The sequence below is a fragment of the Pseudomonas glycinis genome (assembly GCF_054871425.1).
In genome coordinates, this window is the sequence record NZ_JBTYHF010000002.1 from 328,277 (window position 1) to 349,674 (window position 21,398).

General features: G+C 61.1%; 18 protein-coding genes. 5 read left to right on the plus strand and 13 right to left on the minus strand.

The features are described 5' to 3' along the window. Window positions 1–37: 37 nt before the first annotated feature. The 7 genes from ssuB to ACYSTU_RS05585 all read right to left on the minus strand — a co-directional run bounded on the left by ssuB (window position 38) and on the right by ACYSTU_RS05585 (window position 7,073). Window positions 38–844 carry an aliphatic sulfonates ABC transporter ATP-binding protein gene (gene ssuB, locus ACYSTU_RS05555; RefSeq protein ID WP_323164133.1) on the minus strand — a complete coding sequence of 269 codons (807 nt, stop codon included), beginning with the start codon at window positions 842–844 and terminating at the stop codon, window positions 38–40. Next, window positions 841–1,623, minus strand: coding sequence for an aliphatic sulfonate ABC transporter permease SsuC (ssuC, locus tag ACYSTU_RS05560; protein ID WP_027610511.1), 783 nt, complete (start codon window positions 1,621–1,623; stop codon window positions 841–843). Before ssuC ends, ssuB begins: the two co-directional genes overlap by 4 nt. Before the next feature lie 9 nt (window positions 1,624–1,632). Next, window positions 1,633–2,781 (minus strand): FMNH2-dependent alkanesulfonate monooxygenase, encoded by a 1,149-nt coding sequence (gene ssuD / locus ACYSTU_RS05565; protein WP_016772653.1) that lies wholly within the window; start codon window positions 2,779–2,781, stop codon window positions 1,633–1,635. 25 nt (window positions 2,782–2,806) lie between these two features. Beyond that, complete coding sequence (locus tag ACYSTU_RS05570; RefSeq protein WP_323164132.1) at window positions 2,807–3,781, minus strand: sulfonate ABC transporter substrate-binding protein; 975 nt, start codon at window positions 3,779–3,781, stop codon at window positions 2,807–2,809. An 89-nt stretch (window positions 3,782–3,870) separates the two neighbouring features. Beyond that, window positions 3,871–4,464 (minus strand): NADPH-dependent FMN reductase, encoded by a 594-nt coding sequence (ssuE, locus tag ACYSTU_RS05575; RefSeq protein WP_039757455.1) that lies wholly within the window; start codon window positions 4,462–4,464, stop codon window positions 3,871–3,873. A gap of 321 nt (window positions 4,465–4,785) precedes the next feature. Next, entirely contained in the window at window positions 4,786–5,424 is a 639-nt protein-coding gene (locus ACYSTU_RS05580) for a peroxiredoxin (protein WP_024014725.1), read from the minus strand. A gap of 290 nt (window positions 5,425–5,714) precedes the next feature. Beyond that, window positions 5,715–7,073 (minus strand): OprD family porin, encoded by a 1,359-nt coding sequence (locus ACYSTU_RS05585; RefSeq protein WP_323164131.1) that lies wholly within the window; start codon window positions 7,071–7,073, stop codon window positions 5,715–5,717. A gap of 364 nt (window positions 7,074–7,437) precedes the next feature. Between ACYSTU_RS05585 and tauA the strand changes: the two genes are divergently transcribed. After that, on the plus strand, window positions 7,438–8,427 hold the full coding sequence (gene tauA / locus ACYSTU_RS05590) for a taurine ABC transporter substrate-binding protein (RefSeq protein ID WP_125917067.1): 990 nt from the start codon (window positions 7,438–7,440) through the stop codon (window positions 8,425–8,427). Between the two features lie 136 nt (window positions 8,428–8,563). Here tauA and argA read toward each other — a convergent pair whose 3' ends face one another. Together argA and argE are read right to left on the minus strand one after the other, a co-directional pair. Then, a complete protein-coding gene (argA, locus tag ACYSTU_RS05595) occupies window positions 8,564–9,865 on the minus strand; it encodes an amino-acid N-acetyltransferase (protein WP_016772647.1) in 1,302 nt (433 codons plus the stop codon). Between the two features lie 270 nt (window positions 9,866–10,135). Further along, window positions 10,136–11,281 (minus strand): acetylornithine deacetylase, encoded by a 1,146-nt coding sequence (gene argE, locus ACYSTU_RS05600; RefSeq protein ID WP_323164130.1) that lies wholly within the window; start codon window positions 11,279–11,281, stop codon window positions 10,136–10,138. 156 nt (window positions 11,282–11,437) lie between these two features. Here argE and ACYSTU_RS05605 point away from each other — a divergent pair, with 156 nt between their 5' ends. Further along, window positions 11,438–12,808 carry a CYTH domain-containing protein gene (locus ACYSTU_RS05605; RefSeq protein ID WP_110599916.1) on the plus strand — a complete coding sequence of 457 codons (1,371 nt, stop codon included), beginning with the start codon at window positions 11,438–11,440 and terminating at the stop codon, window positions 12,806–12,808. A gap of 181 nt (window positions 12,809–12,989) precedes the next feature. Here ACYSTU_RS05605 and ACYSTU_RS05610 read toward each other — a convergent pair whose 3' ends face one another. After that, window positions 12,990–13,454, minus strand: coding sequence for an Lrp/AsnC family transcriptional regulator (locus ACYSTU_RS05610; protein ID WP_258710694.1), 465 nt, complete (start codon window positions 13,452–13,454; stop codon window positions 12,990–12,992). Window positions 13,455–13,580: 126 nt separating this feature from the next. On the opposite strand from ACYSTU_RS05610, the gene ACYSTU_RS05615 reads away from it, so the two are divergent. The 3 genes from ACYSTU_RS05615 (at window position 13,581) to ACYSTU_RS05625 (ending at window position 16,181) form a co-directional block, all read left to right on the plus strand. Continuing rightward, window positions 13,581–13,919, plus strand: coding sequence for an ACT-like domain-containing protein (locus ACYSTU_RS05615; protein ID WP_207807554.1), 339 nt, complete (start codon window positions 13,581–13,583; stop codon window positions 13,917–13,919). 92 nt (window positions 13,920–14,011) lie between these two features. Next, on the plus strand, window positions 14,012–15,796 hold the full coding sequence (tfpB, locus tag ACYSTU_RS05620) for a type IV pilus assembly ATPase TfpB (RefSeq protein WP_498996691.1): 1,785 nt from the start codon (window positions 14,012–14,014) through the stop codon (window positions 15,794–15,796). 64 nt (window positions 15,797–15,860) lie between these two features. Next, a complete protein-coding gene (locus tag ACYSTU_RS05625) occupies window positions 15,861–16,181 on the plus strand; it encodes a DUF2388 domain-containing protein (protein WP_172667868.1) in 321 nt (106 codons plus the stop codon). A gap of 186 nt (window positions 16,182–16,367) precedes the next feature. On the opposite strand, the gene gcvP is transcribed toward ACYSTU_RS05625, so the two are convergent. The 3 genes from gcvP to gcvT form a co-directional block, all read right to left on the minus strand. Then, window positions 16,368–19,241 carry an aminomethyl-transferring glycine dehydrogenase gene (gcvP, locus tag ACYSTU_RS05630; protein WP_498996693.1) on the minus strand — a complete coding sequence of 958 codons (2,874 nt, stop codon included), beginning with the start codon at window positions 19,239–19,241 and terminating at the stop codon, window positions 16,368–16,370. Window positions 19,242–19,477: 236 nt separating this feature from the next. Then, a complete protein-coding gene (gene gcvH, locus ACYSTU_RS05635) occupies window positions 19,478–19,861 on the minus strand; it encodes a glycine cleavage system protein GcvH (protein ID WP_024014734.1) in 384 nt (127 codons plus the stop codon). Window positions 19,862–19,908: 47 nt separating this feature from the next. Continuing rightward, the gene (gene gcvT, locus ACYSTU_RS05640; RefSeq protein ID WP_130889093.1) at window positions 19,909–20,991 is read right to left on the minus strand and encodes a glycine cleavage system aminomethyltransferase GcvT; all 1,083 of its coding nucleotides are present in this window, start codon (window positions 20,989–20,991) and stop codon (window positions 19,909–19,911) included. Between the last annotated feature and the right edge of the window lie 407 nt (window positions 20,992–21,398).

Here is a 21,398-nt window from a genome sequence, read left to right on the forward strand (position 1 = left end):
TGTTCTTGCGGCTTGTAGCTTGAAGCTTGCAGCTGCTTCATTGCGCCCAACGCAATTGCGTAGGCAGGGGTGAAACGGGTTCCGGCGCCGGCGGTTCGCCGGGCAGGGACAGAACACGGTTGAGCACTTCGGTTTCCAGTGCGGCGAGGCGATGCGAGCCACGGACACGCGGGCGCGGCAGTTCGACGTGCAGGTCGAGGCCGACTTCGCCGTCCTCGATCAGGATCACCCGATCGGCAATCGCCACCGCTTCACTGACGTCATGGGTCACCAGCAGCACGGTAAAACCGTGTTGCTGCCACAGCCGTTCGATGAGTTGCTGCATCTCGATGCGGGTCAGGGCATCCAGTGCGCCGAGCGGTTCGTCGAGCAGCAGCAGGCGCGGCTGGTGAATCAGCGCCCGGGCCAGCGCCACGCGCTGCTTCTGGCCACCGGACAACGCCGCCGGCCATTCATTGGCGCGATCAGCCAGACCCACGGCTTCCAGTGCATCCAGCGCTTGCTGGCGCCAGTTGCCCTTGAGACCGAGACCGACGTTGTCGATGATCTTTTTCCACGGCAGCAGCCGCGCTTCCTGGAACATCAGCCGGGTATCGTCGCGCGCCTGGCTGAGCGGCGCGGAGCCGGCCAGCAGCTCGCCGCCAGTCGGTTGATCGAGGCCGGCGAGCAAGCGCAAGAACGTGCTCTTGCCACAACCGCTGCGCCCGACCACGGCGACAAATTGCCCCGCCGGAATGTGCAGATCGATGTCGCGCAGCACCTGCCGCGCGCCGAAGGTTTTCTGCAGGTTGCGCACCGCCAGCGGAATCCCGCGCAACAGGCGTGAAGGTTGTTGAGCGGTCATGCCGCACCTCCCTTGGCAACCTGATAGGCCGGGTGCCAGCGCAGCCACACACGTTCGAGTCCACGGGCGGCGAGGTCGGCGAGTTTGCCGAGCACCGCGTAAAGCAGGATCGCCAGCACCACCACGTCGGTCTGCAAGAACTCTCGAGCGTTCATCGCCAGATAGCCGATGCCGGAGCTGGCCGAGATGGTTTCAGCGACGATCAGCGTCAGCCACATGAAGCCCAAAGCGAAGCGCACGCCAACCAGAATCGACGGCAACGCACCCGGCAGAATCACCTGCCAGAACAGGCTGAAACCGCTCAGGCCATAACTGCGCGCCATCTCCACCAGCGCCGGGTCGACGTTGCGGATGCCGTGATACGTGTTCAGGTAAATCGGAAACAAGGTGCCCAGCGCCACCAGAAAAATCTTCGCTGACTCGTCGATCCCGAACCACAGGATCACCAGCGGAATCAGCGCCAGATGCGGCACGTTGCGGATCATCTGCACCGAGCTGTCGAGCAGGCGCTCGCCCCACTTCGACAGGCCGGTGATGAAACCCAGCACCAGACCAATGCTGCCGCCGATGGTAAAACCGAGTGCCGCGCGCCAGCCGCTGATCGCCAGGTGCGTCCAGATCTCGCCGCTGCGTACCAGACTGACGCCGGCTTCGATCACTGCCACCGGTGCCGGCAGAATCCGTGTCGATAACCAGCCCGCCGACACCGACAACTGCCACACCGCCAGCAGCAACACCGGCAACGCCCAAGGCGCGAGGCTGTGGATAAATTTGTTCATGGCCGCGCCTCAGCTCTGCGATGCGGCTTTGGGCAGGATGTCGTTGGCGACCATCTCGCCGAACGGGCTGACATAACCGGCGCTCTTCGGCAGTTCCGGGCGTTCAACGTCGAGGTGCGGGAACAGCAGCTCCGCCACGCGATACGATTCTTCGAGGTGTGGATAACCGGAGAAGATGAAGGTGTCGATGCCCAGATCGGCATATTCCTTGACCCGCGCTGCCACGGTCGGGCCATCGCCGACCAGCGCAGTACCGGCACCGCCACGTACCAGACCGACGCCGGCCCAGAGGTTGGGGCTGACTTCGAGGTTGTCGCGGCTGCCGCCGTGCAGCGCGGCCATGCGTTGCTGGCCGACCGAATCGAAGCGCGCCAGCGAAGCCTGCGCACGCTGGATGGTGTCGTCGTCCAGATGCGAGATCAGCCGGTCCGCAGCCTGCCAGGCTTCGGCGTTGGTTTCACGCACGATCACATGCAGACGAATGCCGAAGCGCACGGTACGGCCGAGTTTGGCGGCTTTGGCCCGGACTTGTGCGATCTTCTCGGCAACCGCTGCCGGTGGTTCGCCCCAGGTCAGCACCATCTCGACCTGCTCGGCGGCCAGATCCTGCGCCGCTTCCGAAGAGCCACCGAAATACAGCGGCGGACGCGGTTGCTGGATCGGCGGATAGAGCAACTTGGCACCCTTGACGCTGATGTGCTCGCCGTCGTAATCGACGGTTTCGCCTTCCAGCACACGGCGCCAGATGCGGGTGAACTCCACCGAGGCCTGATAGCGTTCTTCGTGATTGAGGAACAGTCCGTCACCGGCCAGTTCTTCCGGATCGCCACCGGTGACCAGATTGAACAGCGCACGCCCGCCGGACAAGCGATCCAGCGTTGCTGCCTGGCGCGCCGCGACCGTCGGGGAAATGATCCCGGGGCGCAGGGCGACCAGAAACTTCAGGCGCTGGGTCACCGGAATCAGCGAGGCTGCCACCAGCCATGAGTCTTCGCAGGAGCGTCCAGTGGGAATCAGCACCCCGCCAAAACCCAGACGATCCGCCGCTTGCGCGACCTGTTGCAGATAACCGTGATCAACCGCGCGGGCGCCTTCGGCGGTGCCAAGGTAATGGCCGTCGCCGTGGGTTGGCAGGAACCAGAAGATGTTGAGGCTCATGGAGTGGTCTCCTTATGGATTCGAATTACTGGGCTGGGGAGCTTTGGGCCACAGCGGCCGGCGGGGTCCAGATCACATCCTTGATGCTCAACGGCTTGGGAATCAGCTTGAGCTGGAAGAACGTGTCGGCGATTTTCTGTTGCGCGGCGACCACTTCCGGAGTCACGAACAACGCGCCGTAGCCCTGGCGTTTCACCGAGGTCAGGGTGATGTCCGCCGGCAGGCCCAGCAGCGGCGCGACCTGTTGCGTCACGTCTTCGGGATTGGCTTGCGACCATTCACCGACCGCGCGCACCTCTTCGACGAGGGTCTTGATTACCTCGGGATTTTTCTGCGCGTAAGGTTTGGTCGCGAGATAGAACTGGTGGTTGTCGACGATGCCTTTGCCGTCACGCAGGGTGTGCGCTTGCAGTTGTTTCTCGGCAGCGGCCTGATACGGATCCCAGATGACCCAGGCGTCAACGCTGCCACGTTCGAACGCAGCGCGGGCATCGGCCGGCGGCAGGAACACGGTCTGAATATCGCTGTACTTGAGGCCGGCGTCTTCCAGTGCACGCACCAGCAGGTAGTGCACGTTGGAGCCTTTGTTCAGGGCGACTTTCTTGCCTTTGAGATCGGCCACCGATTTGATCGGCGAGTCTTTCGGCACGAGGATCGCTTCGCTGTTCGGCGCTGGCGGTTCGTAAGCAACGTAGAGCAGATCAGCGCCGGCAGCTTGAGCGAAAACCGGTGGGGTTTCGCCGGTCACACCAAAGTCGATCGAGCCGACGTTGAGGCCTTCGAGCAGCTGCGGGCCGCCGGGAAACTCAGTCCATTGCACGTCGACGCCTTGCGCGGCGAGGCGTTTTTCCAGCGTGCCCTTGGCTTTGAGCAGCACCAGCGTGCCGTACTTCTGATAACCGATCCGCAATGTCTCGGCTTGAGCTTGGGTGATGGCGCCGAAGGTGACAGCCGCAGCAAACAGAGCGACCAGACCACGACGCAAAAATACAGTGCGCATAGCGCTCTCCTTTTTGCTGTTGGGTTTTGGCTGCACCTGCTTGCCCGTTGGCGGGCGAGTAAGGCCAGTACTTCAAATTTCGATGAGGCTTAAATGCTCCAGCGAGCACTCAACAAACGTTCGTTCAGCAGGCCCGGCTCCAGCGGTTTCGGCCGGCGCGCCATGGCGCCGATGAACTGGTCCAGGGCCTCGTGCAAGCGTTGCTCCAGGGCCGGCGCCAGTTGCGCGGTGGCACTGCCTTCGCCGTAAGCGATCTGGCTGTCCTCGGCGAAAATGCCCTGAAGCATTTCCTGCGCTTTGAGTGCCGACAGCACAGGCTTGAGCGCGTAATCGACCACCAGCATGTGGGCGATGCTGCCGCCGGTAGCCATCGGCAAGACAACCTTGTGATTCAAGGCACGCTCCGGCAGCAGATCCAGCAGGGTCTTCAGCGCACCGGAAAACGAGGCCTTGTACACCGGTGTGGCGATCAGCAGGCCATCGGCGTTTGCGATCTGTTGCAGCAGGTCGAGGACCTTCGGGCTGTCGAAGCGCGCGTGGAGCAGATCCTCGGCCGGGAAGTCCCGCACCTGATAACTCACCACTTCCACCCCTTGCTGTTGCAACCAGCGTTGCGAACGCTCCAGCAGCACCCCGGAACGGGAGCGCAGGCTGGGGCTGCCACCGAGTGAGACGACCAGCATTGCAGATTCCTTTAAGCGTTACGGGCGATTCGCAGGCTGCGATCTCGCTTCAATGGCAGTGACCTTACCAGCTGATTTATATATCCATAAATCATATTTATTCATTTGTTTATGCATTTAAGAGATATACCGCTGCGCAGAATACAGGCGAAAAAAAAGGCCGTCGAAACGGCCGAAATTCCCCTGCGTTGTAGTCACACGAAGATCGTTCCCACGCTCTGCGTGGCAATGAATCCATGGACGCTCCGCGTCCACTGTGACGCGGAGCGTCACGGGCGGCATTCCCACGCAGAGCGTGGGAACGATCAAAATCTCACTGACTTATTTGTTCGGCTGCGGCGTCAGGCGTAGGTACGGCTTCACCGCGCGATAGCCTTTCGGGAAGCGCTGCTTGATCTCGTCCTCATCCTTGAGCGACGGCACGATCACCACTTCTTCACCGTCCTGCCAGTTGGCCGGGGTGGCGACCTTGTAGTTGTCGGTGAGCTGCAGCGAGTCGATCACCCGCAGGATCTCGTGAAAGTTGCGCCCGGTGCTCGCCGGATAGGTGATGGTCAGGCGAATCTTCTTGTTCGGATCGATGACGAACAGTGAACGCACAGTCAGCGTGTCATTGGCGTTCGGGTGGATCAGATCGTAGAGATCGGAGACCTTGCGATCGGCATCGGCCAGGATCGGGAAGTTGACGATGGTGTTCTGGGTTTCGTTGATGTCCTCGATCCACTTGTGGTGCGAGTCCACCGGGTCGACCGACAGCGCGATGGCTTTGACGCCGCGCTGGCTGAATTCATCCTTGAGCTTGGCGGTGAAACCCAGCTCGGTGGTGCACACCGGAGTGAAGTCCGCCGGATGGGAAAACAGCACGCCCCAGCTATCGCCCAGCCATTCGTGGAAACGAATTTTACCGGCGCTGGAGTCCTGTTCGAAATCGGGGGCGATGTCGCCGAGTCTGAGGCTCATGGTGCTGCTCCTGATGAGGGATGGGAGACAACAACTGTAGCTCGGGATCAATCAGCGTGAAAAAGAATAAATAACTAGATATCTAGATCATTAGTGAATATTAAACATCTGTTCATTGGACACCAGACGGCATCGCGACGAACATCCAACGCAAGGTTCGAGAAGGCCTTGAGTTGCAGCAAAGAGGGAAATCGAGAAGGGCTTACGGGGGTGAGCCTGACTCGAAACGCAAAAGCCCCGTCCGGCGCGATGCCGGACGGGGCTTTTTTTCTTCAGTTGCTCGAGCGCTATTACAACAGCGGGATCGAGTAGCTGAGGATCAGACGGTTTTCGTCCTGGTCGCGTTGACCAGCGATGTCGGTGCGCCACGAAGCGTTTTTCCACATAAAGCCGACGTTCTTCAACGGGCCTTCCGGAACCACGTACGCCACGGTCAAATCGCGTTCCCACTCGGAAGCGCCATTCGAGGTCTGGACGCCACGAGCGTAGGTATCAACGTTGTCACCACGCAGATAAACCATGCCAGCGGTCAGGCCAGGCACGCCAACCTTGGCGAAGTCGTAGGAGTAGCGTGCTTGCCAAGTGCGCTCGCCGGCACGGTTGAACTTCTGGATCTGCATGTCGGTGATGGTGTAGTTAGACGAGCCGTCACCCTGGTTCAGCCAAGGGAAGTCGCTGCTGCCATTACTCACCTGATAGCCACCACCAAAGGTGTGACCGGCAACGGTGTAAAGGAACAAGCCGCTGTACAGGTTGTTGTCGACCTTACCTTTGCCGTTACCCAGCGTACTGTTGCCGTACGCACCGTTGCTGAAGTAGTCCGAATCGTTGCCATTGCGGCCGTCATCGGAGCTATTGAAGTACCGGAAGTCGGACTTCAACACACCTGGGCCAATCGACCAGTTATGCACCAGACCCAGGAAATGCTGCTTGTAGAAGTTTTCCAGGTTGCCGTAGTAGTACTGGGCCGTCAGATCCTTGGTGATCTTGTAGTCACCACCCGCGTAGATGAACTTGTTGCTGTTTGTGGTGCGCGCAGTTGCGCCACCGATCGACAGCTGCTCATTGTTGCTGGAGTTACGACCTTTCACATGTTCGATCTGGCCACCGACCAGAGTCAGGTCCTTGATCTCGCCGGAAGTGATCTGGCCACCCTGCCAGGTTTGTGGCAGCAGACGACCATCGTTGGTGACGATGACCGGGTTCTTCGGCTGCAAGGTACCCAGCTTCAGTTCGGTCTGGGAAATCTTGGCTTTGGCCGTCAGACCCAGGCTGGAGAAGTTATCAACCGCCTGACCGTTGGATTCGCTTGGGAAAACAGTGCCGCCGTAGGCACTGCCAGGGGTGCCATCACCGTTAACGTTACCGTTGGTGCCGCCACCCGAATCCAGACGTACGCCCAGCAGGCCGATGGCATCGATACCGAAGCCGACAGTGCCTTGGGTGTAACCCGAAATGAAACGCAGATCGAAGCCTTGGCCCCATTCTTCGTTGCGACTTGGTTCGGCAGTGCCGTTACGGTTGTCAGTGTTGATGTAGAAGTTGCGCAGACCCAGAGTAGCCTTGCTGTCTTCGATGAAACCGGCGGCGCCTGCCTGCTGCGCCATAACCCCAACGGCCACAGCCAGGGCCAAGGTGGACTTGTTCATGTATCGCTCCTCTCGTTCTAATTCTTGTGTTCCTGGTTCGGGGTCGATTTGCCCTGAATCCTAAGATGCGCGATTAGCGCCAGACCGTGACTGCCAAGTCAATCGTAACCTTGTGTGTCTACGACCATCGTCTAATCGCCAGTGATTGGGTCCCTGCAGCGTAAAGACTTCCTGATAATCCCAAAAAGAATTTATTCATTCTTTTTCATACCATTCGGGTATATGGCCCATTAATGGCCCTCTTCGCCGGGAAACAGCGTATCGGCGCCTAAGCTCATTCCTAAATGGTATTTGTTGACCTTTTTTTAGATCGATTAGCTTTGCCGTGCTCCCAACACGGCAAATCCCATCGAAAAGGCGACGCATCATGGCGAAACGCGCACTATCAAGTCAATTTGTTACAGTTTGTGTGTCGGCACTGTTTTCTTTTTCCGCACATGCCGCCGGTCTGACGGTCGGCTACCAGACCGGGATCGATCCGAGCAAAGTGCCGCAGGCCGATGGTGTCTATGAAAAAACCATCGGCGAGCAGATCGACTGGCGTCGTTTCAACAGCGGCCCGGAAGTCGTCACTGCCATTGCTTCTGGCGACGTGCAGATCGGCAACCTTGGCTCAAGCCCACTGGCAGCAGCTGCTTCACGCAATCTGCCGATCGTGGCGTTTATCGTTTCGGCGCAGATTAATGCCGCCGAAGCCTTGGTGGTGCGCAACGGCAGCGGCATCGACAAACCGCAGGACCTGATCGGTAAAACCATCGCCACACCGTTCGTGTCGACCTCGCACTACAGTCTGCTTGGGGCGCTGAAGCACTGGGGCCTGAATACTTCGCAAGTCAAAGTGGTCAACCTGCAACCGGTGGAAATCGCCGCCGCGTGGAAGCGTGGCGACATTGACGGGGCGTTTGTCTGGTCGCCGGCACTGGGCGAGATCCGCAAGACCGGCAAGACCCTGACCGATGCGGCCCAAGTCGGCCAGTGGGGCGCGCCGACCTTCGAAGTGTGGGTGGCGCGCAAGGACTTTGCCGAGAAGCATCCCGAGGTCGTGGCCAAGTTTGCCAGGGTCACCCTGGACTCGTTCGCTGATTACGCCGCGCACAAGGACAGCTGGACGGCGGACTCGGTGCCTGTGCAGAAAATCGCCAAATTGACCGGCGCCAATGCGGTGGATGTACCGGAACTGCTGGCCGGGTCGGCATTCCCGGATGCCAAGGCGCAGCAAAGCACCGCGCTGCTGGACGGCGGCACCGCCAAGGCCATTGCCGAAACGGCGAAATTCCTGAAGGAACAAGGCAAGGTCGAGACGGTGCTACCTGATTATTCGCCGTACGTCAGTGCCAAATTCATCACTGACTGAATGCAGAACCCTGTAGTGAGGGGATTTATCCCCGCTGGGTCGCGTAGCGACCACCTATGTTTTCACTTGGAAACGCTAGGGGACTGCTGCGCAGTCCAGCGGGGATGAATCCCCTCGCCACAGACCTCGCTGTTGTTCAGAGGGTCTTTTCGAAGATCTTCGAGTTGCGCTGATAGTTGTACAGCGACGCCCGTGCCGCTGGCAGGCGTTCCACGCTGCTCGGCTCGAATCCGCGCTCGCGGAACCAGTGCGCGGTGCGCGTGGTGAGTACGAACAGGGTTTTCAAACCCTGCGCCCGCGCACGGGTTTCGATGCGTTCTAGCAATTCGTCGCCGCGTCCGCCATGGCGATACTCGGGATTCACCGCCAGGCACGCCAGTTCGCCGGCATCGGAATCGGCAATCTGATACAGCGCCGCACAGGCGATGATCATGCCTTCGCGCTCGACCACGCTGAACTGCTCGATCTCGCGCTCCAGCACTTCCCGCGAGCGGCGCACCAGAATGCCCTGCTCTTCCAGCGGACTGATCAGGTCGAGCAGGCCGCCGACGTCTTCAATCGCCGCCTCGCGCACCAATTCGAATTGCTCCTGCGCCACCAGCGTACCGCCACCGTCACGGGTGAACAGTTCGGTCAGCAGTGCGCCGTCTTCGGCGTAACTGACGATATGACTGCGCGCCACGCCGCCACGGCAGGCTTCGGCGGCGGCATCGAGCAACTCCGCTTGATAGTTGCTCATGCCCAGACGCTGCAAATGGGCCGGCACTTGCTGTGGGCGCAGTTCGCGCACCAGTTTGCCGTTCTCGTCGATCAGGCCGAGCTCGGCGCCGAACAACAGCAGCTTGTCCGCGCCCAGATCAATGGCGGCGCGAGTGGCGACGTCTTCGCAGGCAAGGTTGAAGATCTCGCCGGTCGGCGAATAGCCCAGCGGCGACAGCAGCACGATCGAGCGCTCGTCGAGAAGGCGGTTGATGCCCTTGCGATCAACCCGACGCACTTCACCGGTGTGGTGATAGTCGACACCTTCCAGCACACCGATCGGCCGCGCGGTGACGAGGTTGCCGCTGGCCACGCGCAGGCGCGAGCCCTGCATCGGCGACGAGGCCATGTCCATCGACAGGCGCGCTTCGATGGCGATGCGCAACTGGCCGACCGCGTCGATCACACATTCCAGGGTCGCGGCATCGGTGATGCGCATGCCGTGATGGTAATGCGGGGTCAGGCCACGGGCGGCGAGGCGGGTTTCGATCTGCGGGCGCGAGCCGTGCACCAGCACCAGACGCACGCCCAGACTGTGCAGCAAGACCAGGTCGTGGACGATATTGCCGAAATTCGGATGCTCGACGCCGTCGCCAGGCAGCATGACGACGAAGGTGCAATCGCGGTGGGCATTGATGTAAGGGGACGCGTGGCGAAGCCAATTAACGTATTCGGGCATGAACCTGGGCCTGTAATAAAGAGCAGCCGAAAAAAGGGGCGAAACGAAAAACGCACAGCGGGCTGATGGTTATCGTCGGAACAGGCTTGGCGACACGCGCGCTCTCCTCATGAATACGGGTTGGATTCCCGGTAATTTAACTGTGCCCTGTAGGAGCTGCCGCAGGCTCGGGCCGCGTTCGGACGATCTTTTGATGTTGCTTTAAAGATCAAGATCAAAAGATCGTCCGAACGCGGCCCGAGCCTTCGGCAGCTCCTACGAGGAATGCGTTCAATCCTTCAGGCAGTAATGTTCAATCAACTGCCGAATCAGATGCACGGTAGGCTGCAAACGTGACATTTCAAGGTACTCGCCGGGTTGATGCGCGCAGGCAATGTCGCCGGGGCCGAGGACGATGGTTTCGCAGCCGAGGCGCTGAAGATAAGGCGCTTCGGTGCCGAACGCTACTGCTTCGGCGCGATGGCCGGTGAGCTTTTCGGCGATGCGCACCAGTTCGGCATCCTCTGACTGTTCGAACGGCGGCACTTCCGGGAACAGCGGTTTGTAATCGATTTTCACCTTATGCCGCTCGGCCACCGGGTTGAGCTTGCGCAGGATTTCCGCGCGCAGCAGGTTCGGGTCCATGCCCGGCAGCGGCCGCAGGTCAAACTCCAGCGAGCATTGGCCGCAGATGCGATTGGGGTTGTCGCCACCATGGATGCAGCCGAAGTTCATCGTCGGTTGCGGCACGCTGAATTGTGGATTGCTGAATTCGCGCTGCCACAACAGGCGCAGACCGCGCAGTTCGCCGATGGCATCGTGCATCGCTTCAAGGGCGCTGTGGCCCAGGCGTGGATCAGACGAGTGGCCGCTCTGCCCGAGAATGTCGATGCGCTCCATCATGATGCCTTTGTGCATGCGAATCGGCTTGAGCCCGGTCGGCTCGCCGATCACCGCCGCGCGGCCCAGCGGTTGCCCGGCCTCGGCCAGCGCGCGGGCGCCGGACATCGAGCTTTCTTCGTCGCAGGTGGCGAGGATCAGCAGCGGTTGCTTGAACGGCTGATCAAGCAGCGGCTGCACGGCTTCGATGATCAGCGCGAAGAAACCCTTCATGTCACAACTGCCCAGCCCGACCCAGCGGCCATCGACTTCGGTGAGCTTCAGCGGGTCGGTCTGCCACAACGCGTCGTCGTACGGCACGGTGTCGCTGTGCCCGGCCAGCACCAGGCCGCCGGGGCCGCTGCCGAAACTGGCGAGCAGATTGAATTTGCCGGGGCTGACCTGCTGGATATCGCAGCTGAAACCCAGGTCACCGAGCCAGCCCGCCAGCAGATCGATGACGGCGCGGTTGGACTGGTCCAGGTTCGGTTGGGTACAGCTGACCGATGGCGCGGCAATCAGCGCGGCGAACTGGTCTTGCATGGACGGCAATGGCATCACTGACTCCAGGTCCCGGATTGAGGCCCACTATAGAACCATCCGGCGCGCGGAATAAACCGCCGCAGGGCGTAGGAAGTTTGACTCCTGTACACTGCACGGCCTTGGCAGCCACACATTCCCCCGGCTGCGCTCCCGATTCTGGATGTTCCGGCCATGCAAAAAGAAACTGAAATCAAACTCCGCGTCAGCCGCGAAACCCTCGCTGCCCTGCGCGAGCACCCGCTGCTGAAGAAACGCAACAAAAGTGGCTGGGAACGCCGTGAGTTGATGAACCAGTACTTCGACACCCCCGAGCGCGACCTCGCCCAGGCCAAAGTCGCCCTGCGCCTGCGCAAGGACGGTGACGAAGTGATTCAGACCCTCAAGACCCGTGGCCAGAGCGTCGCCGGTCTGTCCGAGCGTAACGAGTACGACTGGAAACTGGCGAAAGCCAAGCTCGATGTGAAGAAACTCGACGGCGAATGCTGGCCCGAGGCATTGGCCGAGCTGGACAAGAAAACCCTCAAGCCGATCTTCACCACCGATTTCGTCCGCGAGCGCGCCGAAATCGCCTGGGGCCGTGGCAAGACCAAAGTGGTCATCGAAGCCGCGTTGGATCTCGGTCACGTAGTGGTCGGCAAGCAGAAGGAAGAAATCTGCGAGCTGGAACTGGAGCTGCGCGAAGGCGAGCCTGCCGCGTTGCTGGAACTGGCTGCCGAACTGGCCGAAACCCTGGCGCTGATGCCATGCGATATCAGCAAGGCCGAGCGCGGTTATCGCCTGCACGACGCCAACAGCTACTCGCTTAGCCTGCCAGCGCCGCAGCTGACCAGCGAAACCCGTCTCGACGACGCCTTCGCCGCGTTGAGCTGGCATTTGCTCGGCAGCAGCCAGCGTCTGGCCGAACAATATCGCTTCAACGGCCACTGGCGCCTGTTGCAGGATTGGGTCGAGAACCTCGCGGAAATGCGCGCCCTGCTCAGCAGCCTGGGCCAGGCGGCGCCGCGTCAGTCGACCCACGATTTGCGCGTGGCCCTCGATGCCTTGCTCGAAGACTGGCGCCCACTGGTACAGGTCGGCATCGAAGACGAAGACGTGCGCAAAGCCGCGCCGGAGCAGTTCCTCGAAGAGCTGGAAGACCCGCGCTGGGGCCAGTTCTCGCTGAACGCTTCACGCTGGCTGTTGGCCCGCACCTGGACCGCCGACCGCAATACTCGCGGCAATCGTCAGGGTGACGCGCAACTGCACAGCTGGTTGCCGCGTCTGCTGGGCGAAGAAGCCACTGCTCTGCAGCTGCAACGCTATCAGCAGCAGCCGGAAGATCTTGCTGAACAACTGCCGCGTATCGAACGCATTCAGGTCTGGTTGCACCACGCGCGCAACGTGCTGGACATCCCGGAAATGGATCGCCTTTACGGTGAGCTGAACAAACTGGCGCAATTGGCCAACGAGCCGACCATCACCGACGAACTGCTCGATGCACGCAAGCATCAGGCGATTGCGGTGTACCAGAACCGCGCCTGGAAAATCCTGCTGCGCAGCTAAACACCTTCCCACCCGATCGTTCCCACGCTCTGCGTGGGAACGCCTCAATGGACGCTCTGCGTCCGCTTTGGGACGCAGAGCGTCCCGGGCTGCATTCCCACGCGGAGCGTGGGAACGATCAAGCGGGGACTGCTGCGCAGCCCAGCGGGGATAAATCCCCTCGCCACGAAGGCCATCCGCACTAGACCGGCAGGCTGGTGGTGGACTTGATCTCCGACAGCGCCACGATCGAATTCACTTCCTGTATCCCCGGCACCAGCGACAGCTTCTCGAAGAAGAACCGCTCGTACGCCTCGATATCCGCCGCGACAATGCGCAGCATGAAATCCACCGCCCCCATCAGCACATAACACTCCAGCACTTCCGGAAAGCCGCGAATCGCCTCGGTGAATTCGGTGAAGTTCGAACGCCCATGAGCGTTGAGTTTGATCTCGGCAAAAATCTGCGTGTTCAGGCCGATCTTCTTGCGATCCAGCAAGGTCACCTGGCCGCGAATGATGCCCTCCTCCTTCATCCGCTGAATCCGCCGCCAGCACGGCGATTGCGACAGGCCCACCTGCTCGGCGATCTGCGCGCTCGACAGCGAAGCGTCTTCCTGGAGCAAGGCGAGAATCTTGCGGTCGTAGGCGTCCAGCTCGGCATGCATAACTATTCCTTAAAAACCGTGTTTTGCGAATTACTGAGCTCGATAAATCGCCCCAAGCGTCGATCATAGCCAAGAAATACCCCGCACCGAATGTAAAAATTTCTCCAGTGATTTTGGAGACTCGCCATGCCGCACCTTGAAGCCGTGAACAGCCCCGCCGCCCGCGCTGATGTCTGGAACGTCAACAACGCCCACTGCCTGGCGCAATACCAAATCCTCGCCGAGGCCGAGCCGGATCTGCTGGTGCGCGTGTTGAATCTGTTCGCCTTGCAATTTCTGACGCCGGAGCAGGTCAAGGTCCAGCGCCAGGACGATCTGCTGTCGATCGATCTGCTCATGAGCGGCCTGAGCTGGCATCGCGCGCAAGTGATCGCGGAGAAACTGCGTAACCTGATCAGCGTCTGCGCAGTGGATCTGCACAACGCCGACGCGGCGTGGCAGGCGCCCGCCCAGGCGGCCGGCTGACAAATCCGGCAACGGCTTCGTCGGGTAGTGGCCCAACGGTCAGCCGGGCCACGACTATCCTTTTGCGCATGACGCTTAAAAAGGAAAGCCGCATGTCCGTTCAATTTGTCACTCAGGACCGCTGGCTGGACCTCAACGATGTGTTACGGGAACTGGTCGCCCAAGGCTTCATCTGCCAGGACGCGGCGGAACAGGCGCTCAATGCCCGCCGTCGCCATGCTGCTCACGGGCAGATGCATCCGCTGGAATTCATCGCCAGCCAGCAACTCGACGACCTCAGCCGTCCGGGCAAACATCTGGATCTGGAAAGCCTGACCCTGTGGCTGGCGCAACAGGCCGGTCAGCCGTATTTGCGCATTGATCCGCTGAAAATCAATGTCGCGGCGATCACGCCGCTGATGTCCTACGCCTTCGCCCAGCGCCACAAGATTCTCGCCGTCGCCGTGGACCGCGACTCGGTCACCGTGGCCAGCGCTCAGCCCTACGTCAGCGGTTGGGAAGCTGACCTGACCCACGTATTGAAGCTGCCGATCAAACGGGTCGTGGCCAACCCGGTCGACATCCAGCGCTTTAGCGTCGAGTTTTTCCGGCTGGCCAAATCGGTCAGCGGTGCCAGCAATGCCGACGCCCAGGGCGGCAATCTCGGCAACTTCGAACAACTGCTGAACCTCGGCGCCAGCGATCAGGAGCCGGACGCCAACGACGCGCACATCGTCAACATCGTCGACTGGCTGTTCCAGTACGCCTTCCAGCAGCGCGCCAGCGATATCCATATCGAACCGCGCCGCGAGCACGGCACCGTGCGCTTTCGCATCGACGGCGTGTTGCACAACGTCTATCAGTTCCCGCCGCAGGTGACGATGGCGATCGTCAGCCGCCTGAAAAGCCTTGGCCGCATGAACGTCGCGGAAAAGCGCAAACCCCAGGATGGCCGGGTCAAGACCAAGACCCCGGACGGCGGCGAAGTGGAGTTGCGGCTGTCGACTTTGCCGACAGCGTTCGGCGAAAAAATGGTCATGCGGATTTTCGATCCGGAAGTGCTGCTGAAGAATTTCGACCAGTTGGGTTTCAGCGCCGAAGACCTGCGCCGCTGGCAGGATATGACCCGCCAGCCCAACGGCATCATTCTGGTCACAGGGCCGACCGGTTCGGGCAAGACCACGACCCTGTACACCACGCTGAAAAAACTGGCGACGCCGGAGGTCAACCTCTGCACCATCGAAGACCCGATCGAAATGGTCGAGCCGGCCTTCAACCAGATGCAGGTGCAGCACAACATTGAGCTGACTTTCGCCGCCGGGGTGCGCGCGCTGATGCGGCAGGACCCGGATATCATCATGATCGGCGAGATCCGCGATCTGGAAACTGCGGAAATGGCGATTCAGGCCGCGCTCACCGGGCACTTGGTCCTGTCCACACTGCACACCAACGATGCACCGAGCGCCATCAGCCGTTTGCTCGAACTCGGTGTGCCGCATTACCTGATCAAAGCCACCGTGCTCGGCGTTATGGCTCAGCGTCTGGTGCGCACGTTATGCCCGCACTGCAAGGCGCCGCTGACGCTCGAAGATGAAGACTGGCAAACCCTGACCCGGCCCTGGCAGGCGCCGCTGCCGAGCAATGCGCAACGGGCGATCGGATGCCTGGAATGCCGCGACACCGGCTATCGCGGCCGCGCCGGCGTGTACGAAATCATGCAGCTGAGCGACAGCCTCAAAGCGCTGATCACCCCGGATACCGACCTCACCGCGATCAGGCGTCAGGCCTTCAAGGAAGGCATGCGCAGCCTGCGCCTGTCCGGTGCGCAGAAAGTTGCGGCGGGGCTGACCACGGTGGAGGAAGTGCTGCGGGTGACACCGCAAAGTGAGTTGAAATAATTCAGCACGGAACTGGATCGGGGATCGGCTATCCAACGCCGTAGTCAATCCCAGGAGTCACCTCATCATGCGTCTCAAACTCGCTGTCGCCACCTTGGCCCTGCTGTCGCTTCCCGTTGGTTCGGCCATGGCGGACAGCTTTTGGCGTAACGTCATCTCCTCCGGTGCCACCACCGGCTCGACCTACCTGACCTTCAAGGATCACAAGCTGATCGTCGCCGCCCAGGACGACGCCGGCAGCTTCGTCGCCAGCGACGGCGGCATCCGTGGCCCGTACCTGGAAGCGGCGATGCAGAAAGTCCGCGCCGACAACCCTGGCCTGCAGGCTTCGGACATGGAACTGGCGAACGCGATTCTGGCGAAGAACGCCGTGGCTTCCGAGTAAGCCTCGCACCCTCAAAAATGCCGCTCGATCGAGCGGCATTTTTTTGCCCGGATTACCGCCTCACCACCATGCCTTGTGGGAGCGAGCCTGCTCGCGAAAGCGGTGAGCCAGTCACCGAAAATGCTGGCTGGACGATTGCTTTCGCGAGCAGGCTCGCTCCCACAGGGACGGTGGTGGATTTAGAGATCAGCGGTAATCCTCCACCGGGACACAGGCGCAATACAGATTGCGATCGCCGTAGACGTTATCCACCCGATTCACCGCCGGCCAATATTTGTGCAAGCGTGTGTGCGCATCCGGGGTGATGGCCTGTTCGACACTGTAGGGTCGCTCCCAGACTCCAGTGACATCGGCCAAGGTATGCGGCGCGCGTTTGAGCGGGTTGTCTTCGCCCGGCCAGTTGCCCTTCTGCACTTCATTGATCTCGGCGCGAATGCTCAGCATCGCCGCGATGAAGCGGTCGAGCTCTGCCTTGGACTCGCTCTCGGTCGGCTCGACCATCAACGTCCCTGGCACCGGGAAGGACATGGTCGGCGCGTGGAAGCCGTAATCCATCAGACGCTTGGCGACGTCCTCCTCGCTGATGCCGGTCTGCGCCTTCAGCGGGCGCAGATCAAGAATGCATTCATGCGCCACACGACCATTGCGCCCGGTGTAGAGCACCGGGAACGCGCCGGATAAATGCTGCGCCAGATAATTCGCCGCCAGAATCGCCACCTCGCTGGCGTCCGCCAGTTGCGGGCCCATCATGGCGATGTACATCCAACTGATCGGCAAAATGCTCGCGCTGCCCCACGGCGCTGCGCTGACTGCGCCGTTCTGTGCCAGCGGTCCGTCAATCGGCACCACCGGATGGTTGGCGACGAACGGCGCCAGATGCGCACGAACGCCGATCGGGCCCATGCCCGGCCCGCCGCCGCCATGGGGAATGCAGAAGGTCTTGTGCAGGTTCATGTGTGAGACGTCGGCGCCAATGTCCGCCGGTCGGGCGAGACCAACCTGGGCATTGAGATTGGCGCCATCCATATACACCTGGCCGCCGTGCTGGTGGATCACTGCGCAGATTTCGCTGATGCCTTCCTCGTAAACGCCGTGGGTCGACGGATAGGTCGCCATCAGGCACGACAACTTATTCCCGGCCTCGGCGGCTTTCATCTGCAAATCGTCCAGATCGACATTGCCCGCCTCATCGCATTCGACAATGACCACACGCATTCCGGCCATCTGCGCCGACGCTGGATTGGTCCCGTGGGCCGAGGATGGGATCAGGCAGATATCCCGTGCGCCTTCGCTCCGGCTCTCGTGATATTTGCGAATCGCCAGAAGCCCGGCGTATTCGCCCTGGGCGCCGGAGTTGGGCTGCATGCAGATCGCATCGAAACCAGTGATCGCGCAGAGCCAACGCTCAAGTTCTTCGATCATCAGTGTGTAACCGACAGCCTGCTCCCTCGGCACGAACGGGTGCAGATGGGCGAACTGCGGCCAGGTAATCGGGATCATCTCGCTGGTGGCGTTGAGCTTCATCGTGCACGAGCCCAGCGGGATCATCGATTGGTTGAGTGCCAGATCCTTGTTTTCCAGTTGCTTGAGGTAACGCAGCATCTCGGTTTCGCTGTGGTGGGCGTTGAACACCGGATGTTGCAGGTACGGCGTACTGCGCTGGAGTTCGTCGGGAATTCCCGAGGCGATGTCCTGCGCATCAAGCGCATCAACGCTCAGGCCGTGATCGGCGCCGAGCAGCACATCGAACAGCTTCGCCACGGTGTGTTCATCACAGGTCTCGTCCAGACTCAGACCGACGCGGCCGCGACCAAGAATGCGCAGGTTGATCTGCGCTGCCTGAGCACTTTCGATGATCGCCGTTTGCGCACCGCCGACCTCCAGGGTCAGGGTGTCGAAGAACTGCCTGTTGAGCCGTTTGATGCCGTTGCGCTCGAGTCCGGCGGCGAGGATACAGGTCAGGCGATGCACGCGCTGGGCGATACGCTTCAAACCCTCGGGGCCGTGATACACCGCGTAGCAACTGGCGATATTGGCCAGCAGCACCTGCGCGGTGCAGATGTTCGAATTGGCTTTCTCGCGGCGGATGTGTTGCTCGCGGGTTTGCAGGGCCATGCGCAGCGCGACGTTGCCGCGAGCATCTTTCGACACACCGATGATCCGCCCCGGAATCGCTCGTTTGTATTCCTCGCGGCTGGCGAAGAACGCCGCGTGCGGGCCGCCATAACCCATCGGCACACCGAAACGCTGGGACGAACCGAACACCACATCGGCACCCAACTCACCCGGCGGCGTCAGCACCAGCAGGCTGAGCAAATCGGTGGCGACGCAGGCCAGGGCCTGTTGTGCGTGCAGGTGGTTGATCAAGGGTTTGAGGTCGCGGATTTCGCCGTGGGTGTCGGGGTATTGCAGCAGCGCGCCGAACACCTCGTGCTGCGCCAGGTTATCCACCGCGTCGACGATCAGCTCGAAGCCGAAACCTTCGGCGCGGGTCTGTACCACGGAGAGGGTTTGCGGATGGCAATTTTCATCCAAAAAAAACAGATTGCTCTTTGACTTCGCCACGCGCTTGGCCAAAGCCATGGCTTCGGCCGCTGCGGTAGCCTCATCGAGCAGCGAGGCGTTGGCCAGTTCCAGGCCGGTAAGGTCGATGGTCAGTTGCTGAAAATTCAGCAGGGCTTCGAGCCGGCCCTGGGCGATCTCTGGTTGATATGGGGTGTACGCGGTGTACCAGCCGGGATTTTCCAGCACGTTGCGCAAGATGACGGTCGGCGTGACGGTGCCGTGATAGCCCATGCCGATCAGGCTGGTGAACAGCTGATTCTGCTCGGCATAACCGCGCAGCTTCGCCAGTGCAGCCTGTTCGTCGAGGGCCGGCGGCAGATCCAGTGCGCGATTGAAGCGAATGCCCGGCGGCACGGTCTGCTCGATCAGCTCGGCGCGACTGCCCAGGCCCAGGCTGTCGAGCATCGCCTGCTGCTCGGCGGCATCCGGGCCGAGGTGGCGGCGCAGAAAGGCTTCGGGATCGCGTAACTGGCTCAGGGACGGCGACTGGGACATGACGGGCTCTCCTGGCTGGCGCTTGGCGTCAATCGACACGGTCAAACCAGCATAGCAGGCGAATTTTCAAGATCACGCCGCCCCTGTGGGAGCGAGCCTGCTCGCGAAAGGGGTGTTTCAGAAACCTTGGCATTGACTGATATGGCGCTTTCGCGAGCAGGCTCACTCCCACAAAGGGATATTCGTCGCCCATAAAAAAGCCCCGACGAATCGGGGCTTTGGGTCATACCGGCAAGTTACTCGCCGATGGCAGCCTTGTAAGCCGCCGCATCCAGCAGCTTGTCCAGCTCGGCCTTGTCGCTTGGCTTGAGCTTGAAGATCCACGCGCCGTACGGGTCGGAGTTCAGCAGCTCAGGCGAGCCACCCAGCTCTTCGTTGATCGCGATGACTTCGCCACTGACCGGGGCGTAGATGTCGGAGGCGGCTTTCACCGACTCGACCACGCCGGATTGATCACCGGCGGCGAACACCTTGCCGACTTCGGTCAGCTCGACGAACACCACGTCGCCCAGCGCTTCCTGCGCGTGATCGCTGATGCCCACGGTGACAGTGCCGTCAGCTTCCAGACGCGCCCATTCATGACTTTCGGCAAAACGCAGTTCGGCAGGGATATCGCTCATCTTCGGTTCCTCGGAAATTGGTCAGCGGTCATGCCCGCCAGAAAAGGTTAGATCAAGGTTTTGCCATGGCGTACGAAGGTCGGTTTGACCACCCGTACCGGGTACCACTTGCCACGGATTTCCACTTCGGCGCGGTCGGCGGTTGCCATCGGAACACGCGCCAGGGCAATCGATTTGCTCAGCGTAGGAGAGAAACTACCACTGGTGATCTCCCCTTCGCCAACATCGGCGATGCGAACCACCTGGTGAGCACGCAAAACACCGCGTTCTTCCAGCACCAGACCGACCAGTTTGTGCGCCACACCGGCGGCTTTTTCCGCCTCCAGCGCCGCGCGGCCGATGAACTGCCGCGAGGCCGGCTCCCAAGCGATGCTCCAGGCCATGTTCGAGGCCAGCGGTGAAACGTCCTGATGAATGTCCTGACCGTACAGGTTCATTCCGGCCTCGACACGCAAGGTGTCGCGAGCACCGAGGCCAATCGGCGAAATGCCGGCGCCGACGAGGTCGTTGAAGAAACCCGGCGCCTGATTCGCGGGCAGGCAGATTTCCAGGCCATCCTCGCCGGTGTACCCGGTGCGCGCAATGAACCAGTCGCCGTCGATGGCGCCTTCGAAAGGTTTGAGTTGCTGGATCAGCGTGGCGCGGGACTGGGTGACCAGTTCGGCAATCTTGTGCCGGGCCTGCGGGCCCTGGATGGCGAGCATCGCCAGCTCGGCGCGCTCGTGCAGTTGCACGTCGTAGGCGCCGAGCTGGGCGTTCATCCAGGCCAGATCCTGATCGCGGGTCGAGGCGTTGAACACCAGCCGGTACGCGTCGTCGAGGCGATAGACGATCATGTCGTCGACGATGCCACCGCGCTCATTGAGCATGGTGCTGTACAACGCCCGGCCGGGGCGGTGCAGACGTTCGACGTCGTTGGCCAGCAAATGCTGGAGCCAGGCTTTGGCCTGGGCGCCGTTGACATCGATCACGGTCATATGGGAAACATCGAACACCCCGCAATCGCGGCGCACTTCGTGGTGCTCCTCGACCTGCGAGCCGTAATGCAGTGGCATGTCCCAACCGCCAAAATCGACCATCTTCGCGCCGAGCGCGAGGTGCAGGTCATACAGAGGCGTACGCTGTCCCATGGGTTTCTCCTTCCGGGCGTGGCGAGGGTGCGGACCGCCGCTATACGGCTGAAAGCCTTGATGAATAAGGCTTGCAGCCGATTCCAGCGCACGGGTCTGTCAGACGAACCGCACCGAATGCCGCGCATTGTAGCCGCATGATGTAGGACTCACTACTACGGGGGCGTTCTCAATTGGTTTCCCCACCGCGTTGTCGCCTAAAAGCGAGCCAGGCAAGGCGCAGGCCGCTGGGAATGGTATTCCCTTTTCAAGGCCTGCAACGCAGGCTGGCTCGCTTTTAGGCACAACCCGGAGGGCCCGGCCTGCTGTTGTGCAGGGCTGCGTTGCTCGAAGCTTATTTGGAACAACCAAACCACGCTTCTCGCGTCTTGCCCTGCACAACAGCAGACCCGGCGCGGTGTGGAAAC

Bases quoted from the DNA above. Each gene is read 5' to 3' on its own strand.
- gcvP (WP_498996693.1), bottom strand. From the start codon at position 19,241: ATGTCCCAGTCGCCGTCCCTGAGCCAGTTACGCGATCCCGAAGCCTTT.
- ssuB (WP_323164133.1), bottom strand. From the start codon at position 844: ATGACCGCTCAACAACCTTCACGCCTGTTGCGCGGGATTCCGCTGGCG.
- argE (WP_323164130.1), bottom strand. From the start codon at position 11,281: ATGCCATTGCCGTCCATGCAAGACCAGTTCGCCGCGCTGATTGCCGCG.
- ssuC (WP_027610511.1), bottom strand. From the start codon at position 1,623: ATGAACAAATTTATCCACAGCCTCGCGCCTTGGGCGTTGCCGGTGTTG.
- ACYSTU_RS05580 (WP_024014725.1), bottom strand. From the start codon at position 5,424: ATGAGCCTCAGACTCGGCGACATCGCCCCCGATTTCGAACAGGACTCC.
- ACYSTU_RS05615 (WP_207807554.1), top strand. From the start codon at position 13,581: ATGCCGCACCTTGAAGCCGTGAACAGCCCCGCCGCCCGCGCTGATGTC.
- ACYSTU_RS05585 (WP_323164131.1), bottom strand. From the start codon at position 7,073: ATGAACAAGTCCACCTTGGCCCTGGCTGTGGCCGTTGGGGTTATGGCG.
- ACYSTU_RS05605 (WP_110599916.1), top strand. From the start codon at position 11,438: ATGCAAAAAGAAACTGAAATCAAACTCCGCGTCAGCCGCGAAACCCTC.
- gcvT (WP_130889093.1), bottom strand. From the start codon at position 20,991: ATGGGACAGCGTACGCCTCTGTATGACCTGCACCTCGCGCTCGGCGCG.
- ACYSTU_RS05610 (WP_258710694.1), bottom strand. From the start codon at position 13,454: ATGCATGCCGAGCTGGACGCCTACGACCGCAAGATTCTCGCCTTGCTC.
- ACYSTU_RS05570 (WP_323164132.1), bottom strand. From the start codon at position 3,781: ATGCGCACTGTATTTTTGCGTCGTGGTCTGGTCGCTCTGTTTGCTGCG.
- ssuD (WP_016772653.1), bottom strand. From the start codon at position 2,781: ATGAGCCTCAACATCTTCTGGTTCCTGCCAACCCACGGCGACGGCCAT.
- ssuE (WP_039757455.1), bottom strand. From the start codon at position 4,464: ATGCTGGTCGTCTCACTCGGTGGCAGCCCCAGCCTGCGCTCCCGTTCC.
- tfpB (WP_498996691.1), top strand. From the start codon at position 14,012: ATGTCCGTTCAATTTGTCACTCAGGACCGCTGGCTGGACCTCAACGAT.
- gcvH (WP_024014734.1), bottom strand. From the start codon at position 19,861: ATGAGCGATATCCCTGCCGAACTGCGTTTTGCCGAAAGTCATGAATGG.
- argA (WP_016772647.1), bottom strand. From the start codon at position 9,865: ATGCCCGAATACGTTAATTGGCTTCGCCACGCGTCCCCTTACATCAAT.